Origin of the sequence: Pseudomonas sp. GM30 (assembly GCF_000282275.2) — a bacterium.
In the GTDB taxonomy this organism is placed as follows: Bacteria; Pseudomonadota; Gammaproteobacteria; order Pseudomonadales; family Pseudomonadaceae; genus Aquipseudomonas.
Window position 1 is genome coordinate 149285 of the sequence record NZ_AKJP02000031.1, and the last position, 17544, is coordinate 166828.

The 17544-nt window shown below is 47.2% G+C and carries 13 protein-coding genes; 2 read left to right on the top strand and 11 right to left on the bottom strand.

What is annotated here, in order from left to right; genetic code table 11:
* Nucleotides 1-8: 8 nt before the first annotated feature.
* Together PMI25_RS25725 and PMI25_RS25730 are read right to left on the bottom strand one after the other, a co-directional pair.
* On the bottom strand, nucleotides 9-344 hold the full coding sequence (locus PMI25_RS25725) for a ComEA family DNA-binding protein (protein ID WP_007963663.1): 336 nt from the start codon (nucleotides 342-344) through the stop codon (nucleotides 9-11).
* 110 nt (nucleotides 345-454) lie between these two features.
* Nucleotides 455-2449, bottom strand: coding sequence for a nucleoside-diphosphate sugar epimerase/dehydratase (locus tag PMI25_RS25730; protein ID WP_045122199.1), 1995 nt, complete (start codon nucleotides 2447-2449; stop codon nucleotides 455-457).
* A gap of 369 nt (nucleotides 2450-2818) precedes the next feature.
* Here PMI25_RS25730 and cysC point away from each other — a divergent pair, with 369 nt between their 5' ends.
* Nucleotides 2819-3412, top strand: a complete 594-nt coding sequence (cysC, locus tag PMI25_RS28360; RefSeq protein ID WP_007963659.1) for an adenylyl-sulfate kinase — start codon at nucleotides 2819-2821, stop codon at nucleotides 3410-3412.
* On the top strand, nucleotides 3409-4788 hold the full coding sequence (locus tag PMI25_RS25735) for an FAD/NAD(P)-binding protein (protein WP_007963658.1): 1380 nt from the start codon (nucleotides 3409-3411) through the stop codon (nucleotides 4786-4788). The genes cysC and PMI25_RS25735 overlap by 4 nt, the downstream gene beginning before the upstream one ends.
* Nucleotides 4789-4867: 79 nt before the next feature.
* On the opposite strand, the gene PMI25_RS25740 is transcribed toward PMI25_RS25735, so the two are convergent.
* The 9 genes from PMI25_RS25740 to PMI25_RS28365 all read right to left on the bottom strand — a co-directional run bounded on the left by PMI25_RS25740 (nucleotide 4868) and on the right by PMI25_RS28365 (nucleotide 17487).
* Nucleotides 4868-5932, bottom strand: a complete 1065-nt coding sequence (locus PMI25_RS25740) for an NAD-dependent epimerase/dehydratase family protein (protein WP_007963657.1) — start codon at nucleotides 5930-5932, stop codon at nucleotides 4868-4870.
* A 28-nt stretch (nucleotides 5933-5960) separates the two neighbouring features.
* The gene (locus PMI25_RS25745; protein ID WP_007963656.1) at nucleotides 5961-7460 is read right to left on the bottom strand and encodes an alginate O-acetyltransferase AlgX-related protein; all 1500 of its coding nucleotides are present in this window, start codon (nucleotides 7458-7460) and stop codon (nucleotides 5961-5963) included.
* Nucleotides 7461-7463: 3 nt separating this feature from the next.
* Nucleotides 7464-8891 carry an MBOAT family O-acyltransferase gene (locus PMI25_RS25750; RefSeq protein ID WP_007963654.1) on the bottom strand — a complete coding sequence of 476 codons (1428 nt, stop codon included), beginning with the start codon at nucleotides 8889-8891 and terminating at the stop codon, nucleotides 7464-7466.
* A gap of 77 nt (nucleotides 8892-8968) precedes the next feature.
* Nucleotides 8969-10798: a rhamnan synthesis F family protein gene (locus PMI25_RS25755; RefSeq protein WP_007963653.1), complete on the bottom strand. Its 1830-nt coding sequence runs from the start codon at nucleotides 10796-10798 to the stop codon at nucleotides 8969-8971.
* A 114-nt stretch (nucleotides 10799-10912) separates the two neighbouring features.
* Nucleotides 10913-12928: a rhamnan synthesis F family protein gene (locus tag PMI25_RS25760; protein WP_007963652.1), complete on the bottom strand. Its 2016-nt coding sequence runs from the start codon at nucleotides 12926-12928 to the stop codon at nucleotides 10913-10915.
* A 23-nt stretch (nucleotides 12929-12951) separates the two neighbouring features.
* A complete protein-coding gene (locus PMI25_RS25765; protein ID WP_007963650.1) occupies nucleotides 12952-14151 on the bottom strand; it encodes a sulfotransferase in 1200 nt (399 codons plus the stop codon).
* Nucleotides 14144-15547 (bottom strand): ABC transporter ATP-binding protein, encoded by a 1404-nt coding sequence (locus tag PMI25_RS25770; protein ID WP_007963648.1) that lies wholly within the window; start codon nucleotides 15545-15547, stop codon nucleotides 14144-14146. Before PMI25_RS25770 ends, PMI25_RS25765 begins: the two co-directional genes overlap by 8 nt.
* Complete coding sequence (locus tag PMI25_RS25775; RefSeq protein ID WP_007963646.1) at nucleotides 15537-16367, bottom strand: ABC transporter permease; 831 nt, start codon at nucleotides 16365-16367, stop codon at nucleotides 15537-15539. The genes PMI25_RS25770 and PMI25_RS25775 overlap by 11 nt, the downstream gene beginning before the upstream one ends.
* Nucleotides 16368-16548: 181 nt before the next feature.
* Nucleotides 16549-17487, bottom strand: a complete 939-nt coding sequence (locus tag PMI25_RS28365) for a glycosyltransferase family 2 protein (protein WP_007963643.1) — start codon at nucleotides 17485-17487, stop codon at nucleotides 16549-16551.
* Nucleotides 17488-17544: the final 57 nt, after the last annotated feature.

A 17544-nucleotide genomic window follows, 5' to 3' on the forward strand; every position in this document is an offset into this window, starting at 1 on the left:
TAATCAGCTTAGTTCACTTCCAGCTTGTCGCGGTTGCGATCGAGGATCGCCTTGCCGATGCCCTTCACTTCCAGCAGCTCATCCACCGAGGCAAATGGCCCATTAGCATCACGATACGCAACAATGGCTTTGGCCTTCGCCTCGCCTACCCCGGACAACTGTTTTTGCAGAGTCATCGCATCCGCACCGTTGAGATCGACTTTTTCACTGGAAGACGTCGTCACGGTGTCGCTCACCATCGTTGTGTTATCCGTGTTCGGGACAACGGCAGGTGCCGCCACCACAGCGATTGAAGCACTGGTGAGCAAAGCAAAAACCAGAGAGTAGAAAAAACCGTTACGCATAAATGACGCTCCATCATCGTTTGAGAAAGCAGCTTTTCCGAAGCTGCTCTCCAAACTTAGGTGATGGTTGGCGGGTGTCAAAAATGCGTCTATTACAGGATGTGAAACAATCAGGGTTCGAGGCGACGCTGCTGATAGATCCAGTCAACGATTTCGCCGTCCGGGGTATAGCCGCTGACAGTTTCTCGCAGGAGTTGGCGGACGCGGGCATAATCGTCCTGCTCGACGGCAGCCAGCAAATCCGTCAAACGAAGCTTGAGCAAGTCCCATGGCAAATGATCTTCGCTGGCACTCATGATCATCGGGTGCGGTGTAGCTGCCACGTTGTCACCGATCAGCAACTCTTCGTATAACTTCTCTCCCGGACGAAGCCCCGTAAAATCAATGGAGATGTCTCCTTGTGGATTTCGCTCAGAACGGATGCTCAATCCAGACAGGTGAATCATTTTTTCCGCCAATTCGACGATTTTTACCGGCTCGCCCATGTCCAGGACAAATACATCCCCGCCCTGCCCCATCGAGCCTGCCTGGATGACCAGTTGCGCAGCCTCGGGAATGGTCATGAAATAGCGGGTGATCCGGGGATGCGTGACTGTCAACGGTCCACCGGATTTGATTTGACTGTGAAACAACGGAATCACTGAGCCCGAGGACCCCAGAACATTACCGAACCGAACCATGGTAAAGCGGGTTTTATTGACACGGGAAACGTTGGCCTTGTCACCAAACATCACCGGGGCAACCTCCCGACTCAGCGCCTGGAGGATCAACTCGGCCAGACGTTTTGTGCTGCCCATGACATTCGTCGGCCGCACTGCCTTGTCTGTAGAAATCAGGACAAAATTCGAGACCCCGGACTGAAGCGCAGCCTGAGCGGTATTGAGGGTTCCGATTACATTATTGAGGACACCCTCCGCAATGTTGTGCTCCACCATCGGCACATGCTTGTAAGCTGCCGCATGGTAGACGGTGTCGACTTTCCAGGTTTTCATCACATCAAGCAGCTTGTCCTGATGACGAATGGAGCCCAGGATCGGCAATAACCGCACGGAAACCGATTGCCGAGACCCACGCTGCTCCAACTCGGTCAAAATGCTGTAAAGGTTGAATTCGCTGTGTTCGAACAACAATAGCGCCGTCGGCTCCAGTGAGAAGATTTGTCGGCACAACTCCGAACCGATTGACCCACCAGCACCGGTCACCATTACTGTTTTACCTTTGATACAACGCTCCAGCAGGTCTGGCTGTGCTGGCACCGCATCGCGTCCAAGCAGATCGGCAATGTCTACTTCCTGAATATCTTCAACCTTTACTCGACCGCTAGCCAGATCCGTGAAATTGGGAACGCTGCGTATATGAAGGGGGAATACTTCCAGCAGATTCAGAATCTCCCTGCGTCGAGCACGCGTCGACGACGGAAGCGCGAGAAGAATTTCCTGCGCCCCGGTGGCGTCAATCATCTGCTGAATATGCTTGGGCTTGTAAACCTGCAGACCTGAAATTGAACGATCGGCAATACTGGAATCGTCATCTATGAACGCTACAGGGCGCATGGTTCGCCCCATGCGCAACGCGGCGACCAGTTGGTTACCCGCAACGCCGGCACCGTAGATAGCTACCTTCGTCAGACCATCATCCCGGGACGTAAAGGGTACGTGTTGGGCTGCTGTGAACCAGTCACCCATAAAATATTGACGCATGCACAGGCGCAAACCACCAATGATGACAAGACTAAGCCACCAATAGTTGAAAACGATAGACCGAGGAACTACAGCCTCGTGGTTGCTGTACCAATAAACCACCAGAGCCAGAAACAGCGAGGAGAGACTTACGGCCTTTATGATCGCGATGAGCGCATCGTTGCCGAAATATCGCATTACAGCGCGATACATGCCAAAACGGATAAAAAGCGGGATGGCGATGATCGGTGCGCAAGCGAAGAGCCAGAAATGAACTTTCAAGGGGTTGTACATGTCGTCTATGCCCAGACGAACGATGAACGCAAGCCAGAGCGCGCCCCACACAAGAACGACGTCGGTGGCGACCTGTATCAGGCGTTTCTTGCGCCGCGGTAGCCCCAACAAAAAAGATCGAATTTTATCCATTAGCATAATGGCTTAGTGCCCACTCCTTTCACCGAGGTCAGCATTTCACATTGTAACCGTCTACCAGGACTCCAGGTGAACTCAAATTGGTTGCCAGCCCACGACGGCCGACGACGTTCGCACACCAAATATCCCGCAACTCTGACAACTGAAATGTAACCTTTGATGCATAGAATGTCATATTTTGAGAGAAGTCAGGGCGAAAAAACGGAAATGAAATTGAGACGCAGAGGGACATCAGCTACACTTGAGGTCATTCGAAATGCTATTCAGAATAAATGTAAGCACTCTAGAAAACATTAGTAATACATATTGTTTGCCTATCAAATAAATCCGCGCTCGTAACCAATTTGTTGCAAAAGAGATATCATGATCAGAAATCTTACCTCACCGCCTCAAGTGGTAACATCTGAAAATCGAACAGCCCTTAAAGGGCAGAGACCGGTTGTTATATGGCTGACAGGATTGAGTGGCGCAGGTAAATCAACCATTGCCAACGCCTTGGAACTTGCACTATTAAAAGCCGGACGACACACTTATCTTCTTGACGGAGATAACATCAGGCTAGGTCTATGTAATGATCTTGGATTCTCCGATCAAGACCGAGAAGAAAACATTCGAAGAATCTCAGAAGTTTCAAAACTATTTCTCGACGCTGGACTGATCGTAATAACAGCATTCATTTCACCCTTCAGGCGTGACCGAGACTTGGCGCGCAATGTCATAGGCGAGCGAAATTTCATTGAAGTCCATATCGATACACCTTTGACCGAGTGTGAGCGACGCGACCCGAAAGGTTTGTACGGAAAAGCAAGACTGGGATTGATCAAGAACTTCACTGGAATTGATTCAGCCTATGAAGTTCCTCTAGCGCCTAAAATAAGAATTAACACACTTGAAGAGGATCTCGAGAAATCAGTTCAGCGCATTCTTGCTGTCCTTCAAGAAAACCTGGAAGCATGAACACATTCGTCGTTGTTGGAGCAGGCTTTAGCGGAACCGTTGCTGCTATCGAGTTTTTGAATCGAATACAACAAGAAGCTCAACTGTTCATCATCAACCGGTCTGGACTAATTGCTCGCGGGCTTGCTTATGGCACCAATAGTCCACTGCACCTTTTAAATGTACCAGCTGGCAATATGACCGCCCTTGCAGACGAGCCAGATTCCTTCCTGGAATATTGCCTCGAGCGCAACATGGAAGTGACGGCAAGCTCGTTTGTTTCGCGGAAAGTGTACGGCGATTATCTCGAACACTTGCTAAATCAGGCGATTGAACGCTCAGCTCCTCGCGTCAAAACAACTCAGATCAGTGCCGAAGTTGTCAGCCTGACCCCTAACGGTCAAGGGGCCACAATTGAATTAGACTCGGGAGAGATATTCAAAGCTGATCAAGTCACATTGGCTTTCGGACATTTCCCTCCCAGCAACCCATCGGGCCTCGGGTCTGTTAGCGAAACACACTACTATCAACAGGATCCCTGGGAGCAACGATCTGACTCAAAAATCCAGAAGGATCAGCCAATACTTTTGATCGGAGGCGGGCTCACGGCAATAGATGTCATCAGCAACCTGATAAAGTCAAAGCATACCGGCAAGGTCTATATGCTTTCGCGACGTGGTTTGTTACCGAAACCTCATCGTGTCGCGAGAGGCCAGCATACGGATCACATGCAAACGCGTAACCGCCTTCTTGAGTCAAAGCCGTCAATACTCGGCTATCTGAAAATCGTCCGAAATGCGATAAAAACCGGGCTGAATGAACAGATTGACTGGCGAGATATCATTGCATCGATTCGTCCCGTAACGGCAGAGCTCTGGAGACGCCTTCCCGACACCGAACGCCGCCGATTCCTGCGCCACCTCCAAAGCTATTGGGACGTACATCGCCACAGGGTCGCGCCGGATACATTCCAGATATTTGAGGATGCACTGAATCGTGGCCAACTAATTCCCCTGGCCGGACGCATTGTCTCGATGGATGTAGTGAACAGCTCTGTGACTGCGGTGATAAAGGAACGTCGCAAGGCATCAAATAGATTACTGACAGTCAACCTGATTGTGAACTGCACCGGTCCCACTTCCAATCCAGAAAAAACGAAAAGTCCGCTTATCAAGGAGCTATTGAAGGAGGGATTGGTAGTTTCGGACAACTTGGGATTGGGAATTTGTGCAAATGAGCATTACTATCTGAAAAACGCTCAAGGGAAGCCTAATGAGTGGCTAAGCTATGTCGGTCCTATGTTAAAAGCCGATCATTGGGAGCTTACTGCGGTTCCCGAATTGCGTGTGGCTGCACGCTCGGTAGCATTAAGTGTATGCCAGAAGTTTGAAAGTTAGCGCACCGGCATTAGCACCTGCGTAGAAAACACAGAAAAAAAGGGTGATCAGTCGATCACCCTTCATGTATCAGACGATTTTAGGCTTGAGCGCCGTCATCAATCCACTTGCAAAGGATGTGTACACCCTCTTCAACCATAATCTTTGGCGACCAGTTCAGAACTTCTTTGGTCTCGTCAATGGTGCAAGAAGCGTGACGCACATCACCATGACGATACTTGCCATTGATGTGATGCTCAGGAGCTTTGTAGTAGCGAGAAATGATACCCGCCAACTGGGCTACGCTAGTCGCTTCGCCCGAACCTACGTCATAAGGCTTGGTGGTACCGTCAGAATGGATGGTCGCCGCAAAAATTGCATTGGCCACATCGTCGATAAAAACGAAGTCTCGAATAATTACGCCATCTTCATAAACCGGGATGCTCTTCCCTTCTTTCGCCATACGCGCGAACAAGGAAACAATACCGGTATAAGAGTTGATCAGCGACTGACCCGGGCCGTAAACGTTTTGCAGACGCAACATTACAGGCGTCACACCCAAGGCAAGACACCAAGAGCTGAGGATATGCTCTTGAGCAAGCTTGGTTGCACCATAAACGCTTGTCGGGTCAGGCGTTGTAGTATGAGAGTTAAATGGCAAAGCCTTGAGGCCAGGGAAATCCCATTCAGCACGCTCTAGTTGCTCACGGGAACGCTGGCCCGGGTAAACGATTGCGCCATTGGCATCTTTCCACGCGCCCTCACCATAAACGGCACGGCTGGAAGTCAGAACGATGCGCTCAGGCAACGCTTCCGGATTGTTGCGCACGAGCGCATCCAGCATTTGGGTCGTACCGGTGACGTTGACATGAGCGTGGCGGCTCGCTTCCATCAATGATTGGCCGGTACCTGTTTCTGCTGCCAAATGAATAACAACATCGGGTGCAAACTCTTTCAAGACGCGATCCCAGTCCTCAGGACAGGTGACATCGCCCTTCACAAACTCAACACGCGAATCCAGTGCCGCCGGACGCTCTGCGCTTGGATGCACCTGAGGGTGGAGATTGTCGAAAGCAACAACTCGGCTGAATTGCCCGGCCAACAAAGGAGACAAAGCACAGCCAATAAAGCCTGCGCCACCGGTAACTAGACATGTCTTGCTCATTAACCACTCCTGATCTTGATTCAAAAAATTACTTCGCGTCCTGCACAACCATGGAAACCTTGCCCAAGCTCACCTGAACAGAAGGATCCAGATTTTCAAAACTGACTTGAGCCACATCAACCTCGGAGGTCAGGCTCAAAAAAAGTTCATTATCTCCCTGTGCGTAGCGTTCGGCAAACTCCACCGGTCGCCCGTCCTTCACCCCTTTAATCTTGAGTACGCCTGAGGCGCTCGCCTTCAGGAAAACCCGCACAGTTCGCAACCCTTTCGACGAATCTGCCCACGTAAGAGCGAAGGGCCCCTTCAGATCCGAATTACCGCTCGTGATCAGGGCTGGGGATTCGTTCGCGACGTAGACGGGAGCGCCCTGGCTCACAGCAAGATCATAGTTATTAGCGGATAACCACAAATAACTCTCGCTCAAAACGTTATCGAGATGACGCTCAGTCATCACGTAGAGCACAACATCCGGTTTGTATTTTTCAATCAGAGCCGGAACATTGGGAGCGAGCGACTGATTGTCAATGTTATGCCGAACCTGAATCGTTTCATAAAAAGCAGCTTGCAAATATGGCGATAGCGAGTCACCCATCGAATCCCGCAATACCAACGCTCTCAAGCGTTTTTTCACCGATTCATTACGGGTATTTCTTGGTAGATCCAATAGACCTGTGTGCGTACTGCCAGGCACGATCTGAGCTGAGCCGTCATCACCCACGATCGCAAATTCTGGCAAGGGAGAAGCCAGCTTGGGCATTGTCCAGGGATTGGGCTCCGGGAGGCTGATCATTGCCTTGAATTCACTACCGTAATCGGGATTGACGACGGCACCATCAGCTGGAGGAACGTACAGATCGTTAAATTTCGGATTGAGGGTGGCGAGTTTTTGGCTGATTTCCTTCCAGCCTACCCAAGCACCAAAATCCGTCCAATGACTATTGAATGGGGAATACGTATCTCCAATTGAGCGAGCCTGTTGCAGACTTGGTCGCAAATCAATCAATGGCAGATGCTGCTGTGAACTGAGTAACTGATCGAATATGTGAGTGCCAATGCGCCCTTCCGACCACTGAGGGAGCTTATCCGGATAAATAGACCACTTGGCTGGCGCAACAACAAACAACATCGGTATATCGCGTTGAGCCAACCACCGCTCTTGCCCCCCAACTGTGCCGCTCCAAGCGTTCAGCTCAACTTCATTGTAGTGACGACGGCCGAGGGCTTGTGACATGTTCTTGTTGAAGAAGTCCCCAAGAAAAACCCAGCCATCACGTCCCACAACAGCAATAGCCTTGTCATTAGTTGTTCCAAGAGCGTAAAGAAAACTCGAATAGCCCTCGACGGCGTTGTTCCAAAGCGGTGTGGTTCTGCGAATTCCGTCCCGCAGATTTGCCCACTCACCAGGATGCTTGATGACGGATTTTATCGCAGGAGCGAATTGGGGAGAAAACATCACCGCAATACCGGGCACGCACAGGGCGAGCATGAACAACCCAATGATGACCCGTGGCTTAAATACTGATCTCATATATTAAAACCGGAAGTAGAGAAAAGGGCTGTATGCGCCGGAAAGAACTTTCATGCTTGCAAGCAGGAAGAGTGAACCGAGTCCAAATACGCCAACAACAACTCGTTGACTGGATGATAGACGATCACACAGCCACTTATAAACTGGGAAGCTGAGGATTGCTCCCACCACCAAGGCCAACAACAATCCGTTGCTCATATACTCGGCGATAACATAATTTTCCGGGCCGCTGCGAAGGTTCAACATCAAGGCACTCATGTGGAACGCATGCTCGAATGTTTCAGAGCGGAACAGTACCCAACCGAAAACCACCACTGCAAGGGTATATAACCAACGCAGCACGAACGGTATGCCGCGACTCTCCATATTGGTGAAGCGCTCTATAACAAGGAAAAGACCATGCCATAGACCCCAAGCGACGAATGTCCAAGAAGCACCGTGCCATAACCCTGTCAGAATGAAAACCGCCATGAGGTTAACGTAAGTTCGAGCGGCGCCAACTCGGTTACCACCCAAAGGTACATAGACGTAATCACGAAACCACCCGGACAAGGTCATATGCCAGCGGCGCCAGAAGTCGCGAATAGATGCCGCCTTATAAGGGTAGTTGAAGTTTTCCGGAAAGCGGAACCCCATCATCAGACCTAATCCGATAGCCATATCAGAGTATGCGGAAAAGTCGAAGTATATTTGCAACGTATAACTGGCAGCACCCAACCAGGCCGTTCCGAAATTCAGTTCGGACGAGGGCAGTGCGAAAATGGCGTCAGCAGTGATTGCAAAGGTATCAGCCAACAACACTTTTTTTGCAAAGCCGATAACAAATCGGGTAATCCCCTCAACGACCATATCGGGATTGACAGATCGATCCGGAAGCTCTGCTGCGATATCACGGTAACGGACAATAGGACCGGCAATAAGTTGTGGAAACAACGACTTGAATGTACCGAAAATCAATAAACTTTTGGTTGCTTGAATGGTGCCACGGTACACATCGACCAGATAGCTGATACCTTGAAAAACAAAAAAACTGATACCTAGAGGCAGAAGAACCGATATAACCGGAACCGCCGACGGGTGACCAAATTTCTCAGCGATGATATTGATGTTCTGCGTAATAAAACCAATGTACTTAAAATAACCTAGCACCGACAAGTTGAAAAAAAGACCAACAATAAGAAAAATCCTGGCAGTTTTATTTGCCCCTTCATCGCTGCCCGACTGTCGATATATAGCAATCAAGTAACCGAACGCGTAGTTGCCGACAATGGCAGCCAAGAGAATCCAGACCCCTTTTGCGTCTCCCAGGTAGTAAAAAAACAGACTTGCAACCAGAATGAGAATATTTCTGAGTCGATGCCCAACTAGCTTGTAAGCTATTAAAAAGGCGGGCAAAAACAGAAAAATGAATAGGTAAGAACTAAAAACCATAATCTACTTTCCAGTTGGTAACGATGGCACTGTTGCCTACGCAAGAGAATGGCGAGATCGACATCCTCTCGGCATTATTATTTTTTCAACACCCAACGGTAGCCACTACGTAGAAGTGGTGCAAGCCGTGGAAATCTGAACATTATAGAACGCTTCAAAGAAACTATTACTCCCCCTGCGAAGCGTGCCGTTCTGGCGATTTGCATCTGTTCACGCAGGTCTCCCGAAGGAAAACAACTAGATAGCGCCTGCACCTTATACTCCAGCTTGACATAGTTCTTCGACGCCTGCGCGGGTGTCATTATGCACCGACTTATAAAACCAGCATCTTGAGCACAATACGTAACTAGCCGCTCAAGCACATGGGGAAGGTCTCCATCTCCATAGTGCTCTTCATCAAAGTCACTCCATTTCCACTCATGCTCAAACAGCTTTTTCAACGCTTCCGGTTTAAACCAATACATCGAGCCATACGTTGCGATGGGAGTCTCTACGTCTAGAGGGACGTTCAAGCCAATTTTTCTTGCAACGTCTACAGCTCGCTCTCTATTGAGAAACCATCCGTGCCCTAGGGTGGGATAACCAATATGCACTGCAGGCGGCATTGCAACCCCCACCCACGGCTCGGCCTCAAACATCTCAAGCACATTGGTTACATATTCATTACTGGAAAGAAGGTTCTCGAACAAGTGGCGTTTGAACATCGACGCTTTCGCCCAGCCATCTTGCGGTGACTTCTTGCTGTGAAGCCTGCAAATATAATCAAATCCGCCTTGGAGCACGACATCGCGGCAAGTAATAAATAATGCAGATGTATCTCTGCCAAAATTGGAAGCGCAAACCAATACCGAAAAATCACACACACTCAAGTGGCTGAGAGCATTGATGATTTGCGTTTGCTTTTCTTCGGAATCAGTAGTGACAAATAATGCACAGCTCAACGGAACATTTTTTATCAAATCCATTATCTCATCCAGCATATCGACGTAATAAATATGCGCGATGACTGCAACCCTCTTCTGGGAGAGCCGAGGAGAAATGGAATTAGCATGAGAATCTGAAAGAATACTCAATTGCTCGAGATTTGTATAAATCGTACGCAACGGCGTGGTACGAATCAGGTTTTTCCAGATCAACGCTTCATCATAATCTGACCTCTCTCGTACATAATCCAATGCACGTTTGACATCAATTGCCTGGGATTCGAGAAAAGCGGGATCGTGAAAAAAAGGCCGTCGCTTTAAAATCGGCGAACGTCGTTCGATGGTTAAATCAATTTCGGAGAAAACCGGATGATCGGTATTGTAAGTCGCAGGATCTAAATAAACAGCAAATTGAAAACCCAACTCTTTGAAATGCTGGGTAAAACGCCCCTCATGCTTTAAAATAGAATCCTCATAAGACTTGATCATTGGCATATCATGCCAATACTTATAAAAACTTTCAGAGCAAAGCATCTCATTTCGCACAGCGATGAAGTGCGATTGAATATGAAACGGCAAAATGCCTTTACCAGTAAATGGATTTGGCGAAATCTGATTATGAGCAGACACCCCCCAAAAATCCACTTTTGCTTCACTCATCGAATCAAACAGCTCCGAAAAAGGAAAAACCGGAGCGTAGAAGGTATAGTTTAAAAACAGCGCCTCGTCGTACTGACGGAGCTCCTCCCAACCAAACTTCTCTATCGCCTCTTTATAAGCCCAAACATCAAAACCGATATTTTTCCGGCAGTAAACAGTATCGACTAATTGCTCAACCCTCTCGAGACAACCCGAAGCAATTTCAGAGTTAGAAACGAAAAATATGGTATCGACGTGCGCGCGAAGCTTACGAAGCTTATAGACTATGTAGTCATCCACAACTCCGTCATTATCATAAAAAAGATAAAAAGCAACTCTACGCATATTCAATCTGATTCCGTTAAGCTCTCAAACAAACCGTATGTACTCTACACTCAAAAGCACATGCGTAGACTTATGAGAATGGCGAACCGTTAGATTCGCCATTATCATTGCTGCTTACTTACCTCTGAACAACGATACGAGTCGATTCAATACTCGTCGTTGAACGGACAGCTTCGCTCGATCCACCCAGCGCAGGCGGGTCAAAACATCCGAATCGCCCATGAAAGAGTTCAATTTGTCATTCAAAAGGCGAGCCTGATCCAAAGCTCCCATCTTTTCACGAAACGTGCCACCTGGCAAGAATGTTACCAGCTTCTCATGCAGCTCTCTCGCTTGATCCAGCCACTCGGCAGGCGGCACATAAGTATTGTTCGCTGAGGCATAATGGTCTACGCGATTACAAATATCCTTGGCTTTATCCAACCATTGAATTTGATACTGTATATTTCCATTAGGCAACATAGAACCAAGACGTTGAAGCTTGTATTCCAGCTTGGTGTAATTGATTGATGCCTGATATGTGTTAATGACACACCTCATGTGATAGCCATCACTCATCACCGAATAACCTAACAAGCGCTCTAGTACGTGAGCCAGACCGCCGTCCATATGATTCGGCTCAGGATCAAAGTCGGACCATTTGAATGGATAGGTTGAAATTTTCTTGATAGCCTCTGGCCGGAACCAAAACATCGTTCCATATGGCGCCACTGGTGTTGAGTCATCAAATGCGGTGGTAATGCCTAACTTTTTCGCCCACTCCGTGGCGGGCTTGCGGTTCTCGAACCAGGCATGTCCTAATGTAGGGTAGGCAATATGAACAACGGGAGGAAAAACCATACCCAAACTTTCATTTTTTTCAAACAACCCAATAACGCGCTTTACATATCCAGGACTGTGCAAGAGATTGTCGAACATGTGCTGCTTGAACAGCAACGCCATATTATGACCATTTTGCGGGGATTTTTTTGAATGAACCCGGCACAAATAATCATATTGACCTGACAAAAGAACATCACGAAGCGTCATGAACAGGGACCCCATGTCCCTCCCACGATTTTCCTCCGTAACGCGAACTTCAAATTTATTCACATCATATTTTAGCAGAGCAAGCTCGATATTCTTTTTCTTCTGCTCATCACTAGTAGTGATATAAAGATCATATGCATATGGAATATTAGTAATATACGACATAGCTTCTTCAAGCATGTCATCATAATACAAGTGAGCCAGTACCGCGATACGGCGCGGCTTACTACTCAGCTCTTCAAAATCCTCACCCGGAAGAACCTCGAGCAAATCCATATTGGTATGAAGCGTTCGCGGCTGAGTACTGCGGACAACATTCTTCCAAATAAGAGAAGTGTCGTAATCACTATCCTCTTCTATTTTTTTCATTACCCCTTTCAGGGTCATTGCGTTTTGTTCTAGAAATATTGGGTCGTGAAAAAACGGGCGTCGTTTTAAAATTGGGCTGCGATTCTCAAACATCAACTCAATACTCTGGAACGCAGAGTATTCAGTTGGATAATCTTCTACAGGAAATGTAACCTGAAAGCTGAATCCGCAATCACTAAAATGCTTAGTAAAGCGAGACTCGTGCTGAAGAATAGAGTCCACATAAGAGTTGATCATTGGCATCTCACGCCAATACTGCTTGAACTCCGGAGATGTGAACATTTTCTTACGCACAGCAATCCAGTGCGAGTTTAAATGAAGCGGGAGTTCATCACGGCCAGTGAATGGATTGGGCACCATCGCCTTGTGCGCAGTAATACCCCAAAAATCACACTCCATCGCGTCCATTTTTTCAAACGTTTCAGAAAACGGAAAAATTGGACCGAAGAACGTGTAATTCATCAGAATCAGTTCATCATATTCCTCTAGCTTATCGAGACCAAAGGTCTCCATAGCTTCTTTATATCCCCAAACATCGAAACCGATATTTTCACGGACATAAACGACATCAACAACATTTTCAAGCTTTTTTCTCGACTCAACTGTCAGCGCAGAATTTGACACGACAAAAATTGTATCAATACTGTCCTTCAGCGATTTCAATTTATGAGTAACATAGTCATCGACCTGACCCTGCTCATCATAGAAAAGATAAAATAATACGCGCTTCATATAACCACCAATTCAAATAAGGCTTATTTTTTTGCAATCGAAAAGATTTTTTTCACCAGCCACGTCCTGCTAGCGGTAAGCGCAAGGAGGTCCGCGTAGCTCGCTTGGGCATCATGCAACTGCTGCTGGCAAGTTTCTTCTCGCGCAGCCACGACACCAAGCTCACATGAAACTTCATTGAGTGAATTTATCAATCTAGATATCTCCACCCTGCTTTCGGAGAGCGCCTCCTCCATTTTCTTGTGCGATTCTTTCAGCTCGCTCAACTCAGTGTGTTGTTTAAAAAAAACATCATTATGATGATGTCTCAGTGCCTGTAGTTCAGCCTGCTGCAAGAGATTCTGCTCATCTCGTTGCTCTAGAGCCCTATCAACTGCCTCGCGCATTGGCGAAGAGAAAAGAGCCAGCATTTCGGAGAATTCGATCTGTGCATTTTCGATAACCTGCCAGTAATCACTCCGCATTTCGTTGCACACAGAATACACACGCTCTGCAAAAGTTCTCTCTTTGCGTTGCGGATCTGCGTTTGAATTGTGATCATGATGACGATTCTCAACTCCCAGGTAAGCATCAACTTCTTGCTTCGAATCTTCGATCGAAACGGGCCACTGAAGCTCCAGTTCGGCCGCAACCCGCTCTACACTGACAGCGCAATCCATCAATAATTGATCATAGGTAATTATTGATCGAGGAATTTCACGCGTAGCTTTTTCAGCTTCAAAAAAGTATTCAAGCCACAGAATTTCAGTATGTTTGGCCCCCCACTTTTCCTCACCGACCATTCGAGCGACAGAACTCGCAACTTCATCCGGATGGCGGGTTACCAGTAACGCACGGGGCGCAATGTTCAGCGAGCGAAGTACTCTGAGCCACAGAGGAACAATACGACACATTCTGGGCTCTTTGATAATCCAAAGCGCTTGGTCGCCATATTCACGTCTAACCAGTTCGACCAGTTCTTCATGTGCCTTATGGGTCGCTGGATGCTCAAGCCATCCTTCAGGCATCTCACTGACATCAAACCAAGTGCGCCCTAAAGCCGTTAATAGCCGCTCATGAATGGCCAACGCGTCTGCGCTTTCAAAAAAACCTTTAGGGTTGGGTTTGGCTGCAGGCAACAAATTTCCCGACAACGCCGCCCCGCGTAGATTGAGCACACGGGTGACTGCCGAGGTACCGCTACGAGGCATTCCCAACACTAAAATTGCTGTAGGGTTATTCATGATTAGTTACCGATAAATCTATCGAGGAAAACCATAAATCGGGCGATTCAACCAAATCCGTCAAACCGGTAGAAAGGCGTGATGGGTTAGGCAGCACTCGAAACATTCCGATATCGATTTTTCGATCCAAGAACTGCTCTTGTCCATCTAGAACGGCCAGCACCCCGGCGTTCAAAAAATACATTGCAGGCATTAACTGACAAACAAAAGGGAAAACAGCCTTGACTCGAGTTCCCTTTTCTACAATATCAATCGCATCCTGGATGGTGGAACTGACTGCACCGCTCAGTTCCAGCCCGGATGTAGTACGAATCATCATCCCGAATCTTACCTTCTCGGCAGACTCTGAAAAGTCTGCTTCGTACACAAAATTATAGGCCTCACCTTCCTGAATCACGTTGACTCGACGACCATCGAGAGTCTCGATTTGAGGGTTAATAATGGACACGCCGCTGGACTTGTAACTTAATGTACTTTGCGGGACCATACCCTCGTCGTAATACGCATCCTCTTTGGCCTCAGCATCTTTCTTAGCACTGATTACCAACTTTGAGTCGACTCTATCGGCGACCGAAACAAACTTATCAGCGCCTTGTAATTCATCATTCATTTGCAATTTTATTTCTGCCCTAAGTGCCTCTACAGAATCAGCGGGAGAATAAATTAGCTTATGATACTTGGAGACAACCGATTTTGGACCACCCAGGGCAAGTAACTCCCCTTGGTCCAGGAGAATAGCTCGGTCACAAAGCTCTGTCACGATCCCGGCAGAATGAGATACGAACAGAATCGTAGAACCAGCATCCCTCAGACGCTGAATACGTGCAAAACACTTACGCTGGAAAGCTTCATCGCCAACGGCCAGCGCCTCATCTACAATAAGCAAATCCGGGCTCACGTTGATTGCTACGGAGAAAGCCAAACGAACATACATTCCGCTTGAATAACTCTTTACCGGCTGCTCTATAAAATCGCCGATATCGGCAAATGCTGCGATTTCCTCAAATCGAGAATCGATCTCTTCCTTGGAGAGGCCAAGTACAGAGCCATTCAAGTAAACATTTTCACGGCCGGTAAAGTCCGGATTGAAGCCGGCCCCCAACTCAAGTAGCGCAGCGATTCGTCCGTTAACCTTTATCTCACCTTGAGTAGGAAATAACGTGCCGCAAATTAGTTGAAGTAAAGTTGACTTACCGGAACCATTACGACCAACGATCCCAAACGTTTCTCCGCGTTTGACTTCAAAACTAATGCTTTTTAGAGCATGAAATTCTCTAAACCATATCTTTTTCTTACTTACTGGAGAAAGCATCTGCAGAAGTCGATGATGAGGTTTGTCATACACAGGAAAGCTTTTACTTACATTGCTCACAATTACTGCAGAATCAGAGCACATCGCCAAACCCCCTTCTTGTCGCCGAAAACCATGTATAACCGACTAATGCAAACAGTGAACTGGCCAAGGCATACAGCCCCAATCCGTTCCAATCAGGCATTCCCCCCCAAAGAGAAACCTCTCGAGCCTGATCGATAATAAAGGTCAATGGGTTGAGCGAGAATACAAATCGATATTGCTCTGGAATGGCATTAACCGGCACTACAGCCGAAGAAGTAAACAACAGTGCGGTGGACAGTACTCCCGTAACCTGACTGACATCCCGAATATAAACACCTAGTGCTGAAAGAAACCAGCCAACCCCCAACATCAATATGACCAAGGGTAAAAACACTACCGGCAAAAGAACAATACTCCAAGAGAATTGATGATCGACCGCCAGCCTTAGTACGATTAGAACTACCACATTCATAAAGGTATGAAACAACGCCGAGACCACCATCGGCCAAGGAAGTATTTCAATAGGAAAAATAACTTTCTTAACATAACTTACATTACTGGTAATCAGCATTGGAGCACGAGTGAAACACTCCGCAAAAAAACCATGAACGATAAGTCCAACAAAAAGAATTATCGCAAAACTATTAACCGAACCGGCTGGCTGAGGCCAGCGGCTATTAAGAATACTGCCGAATGCAAAAGCGTAAACACACAACATCAAAAAAGGGCTTAGAATCGACCACAACAGGCCAAAACTAGCCCCACGATATCTGCCAAGCACTTCACGCTTACTCAATGCAAGTATCAACGAACGATTACGCACAACCGAAACAACCGGTGCAAATACACTTGCTTTTAAACTTCCAACAAAACTGGCCATAGCCACTCCAAGAAGCATCGCACTATCTAATAAAAAAAATAATCTCAATAATCAAAGAAACTACTGATATCAATTGCATAGACCAACACTGACGCACTGGGGAACCCCCCATACTCCCTTCAGAAGCTGATAATTCTTCCGTTAAAACTTTAAATCTACACACGTGCATACATAATCCTATTCAAATCCTGTTGAGCAACACGGCAGCCCAGAGAGCCAAATTCCCCTGCAGTGTTTGCCTATAAACACCTGAACGTATTAAAAAGACACACCGTTTTAATAACGGCGAGCATCTAGCCCTTTCAAAATTCTCCAGGACCATCAAATTTGAGGATGGCATACGCTCTTTTAATGGATCAACCGCTTTAAGGTTGCGTCTATTCCACTCAAGAAAACGACCACCGAGCATTTTCCTTAGGCGCGTAAAACCGGATAAAACCCCTGCATTGGCACCAATAACATTATCTGAATGCTGCCTATAGCTGACATGCGACTCGAAATCGTAATAAACTCGACCACCACAAGCCGTCACCAATATGTAAAACCACCAATCATGTGAAATAATTTCTGAATTGGCGGTAACGCCAGCTATTGCTTTCAACGCATGGTTGAAAACCATCGTATTTCCGCCCGCAAGACTTTGCACCAGGGCATTCTTAAAACTTGGCGGATATTTAAAGAGGGGTGAGTTACCAACCTTCACTCCAAATTCATCGACCAGCGCTGTTCGCCCACAATAAAGTGAAGGGATGTCTACCGCACAATTCTTTAGCCACTGAATAGCAACACAGAGTTTATCTTCTGACCATATGTCGTCCTGATCACAGAACGCATAATATTCCGCTGCGATATAATGTTTTTTGACTAAAGAAATAAAATTATTCGCGTAACCTTGCTGCGGACCGGAGAGTATAAAAAATCGTTCTGCGCCTATCTTTTTTTGATAGACACGCAAAATCTCCAAAGTATGATCTTGCGATCCGTCATCTGACGCATAAATAACCCAATTATCATAAGTTTGGCTGATAATAGAGTCTATCTGCTCTGCGAGATAGCGCTCCCCCTGATAGGTGCAAAGTAATATCGCGACCTTCCCTATCGTCTCATTACTAACGCTCACCGCATTGCTTTCCTTGACTAAAAAAGAGTCACTCACCGTACGCAGACCGCTTTTCCA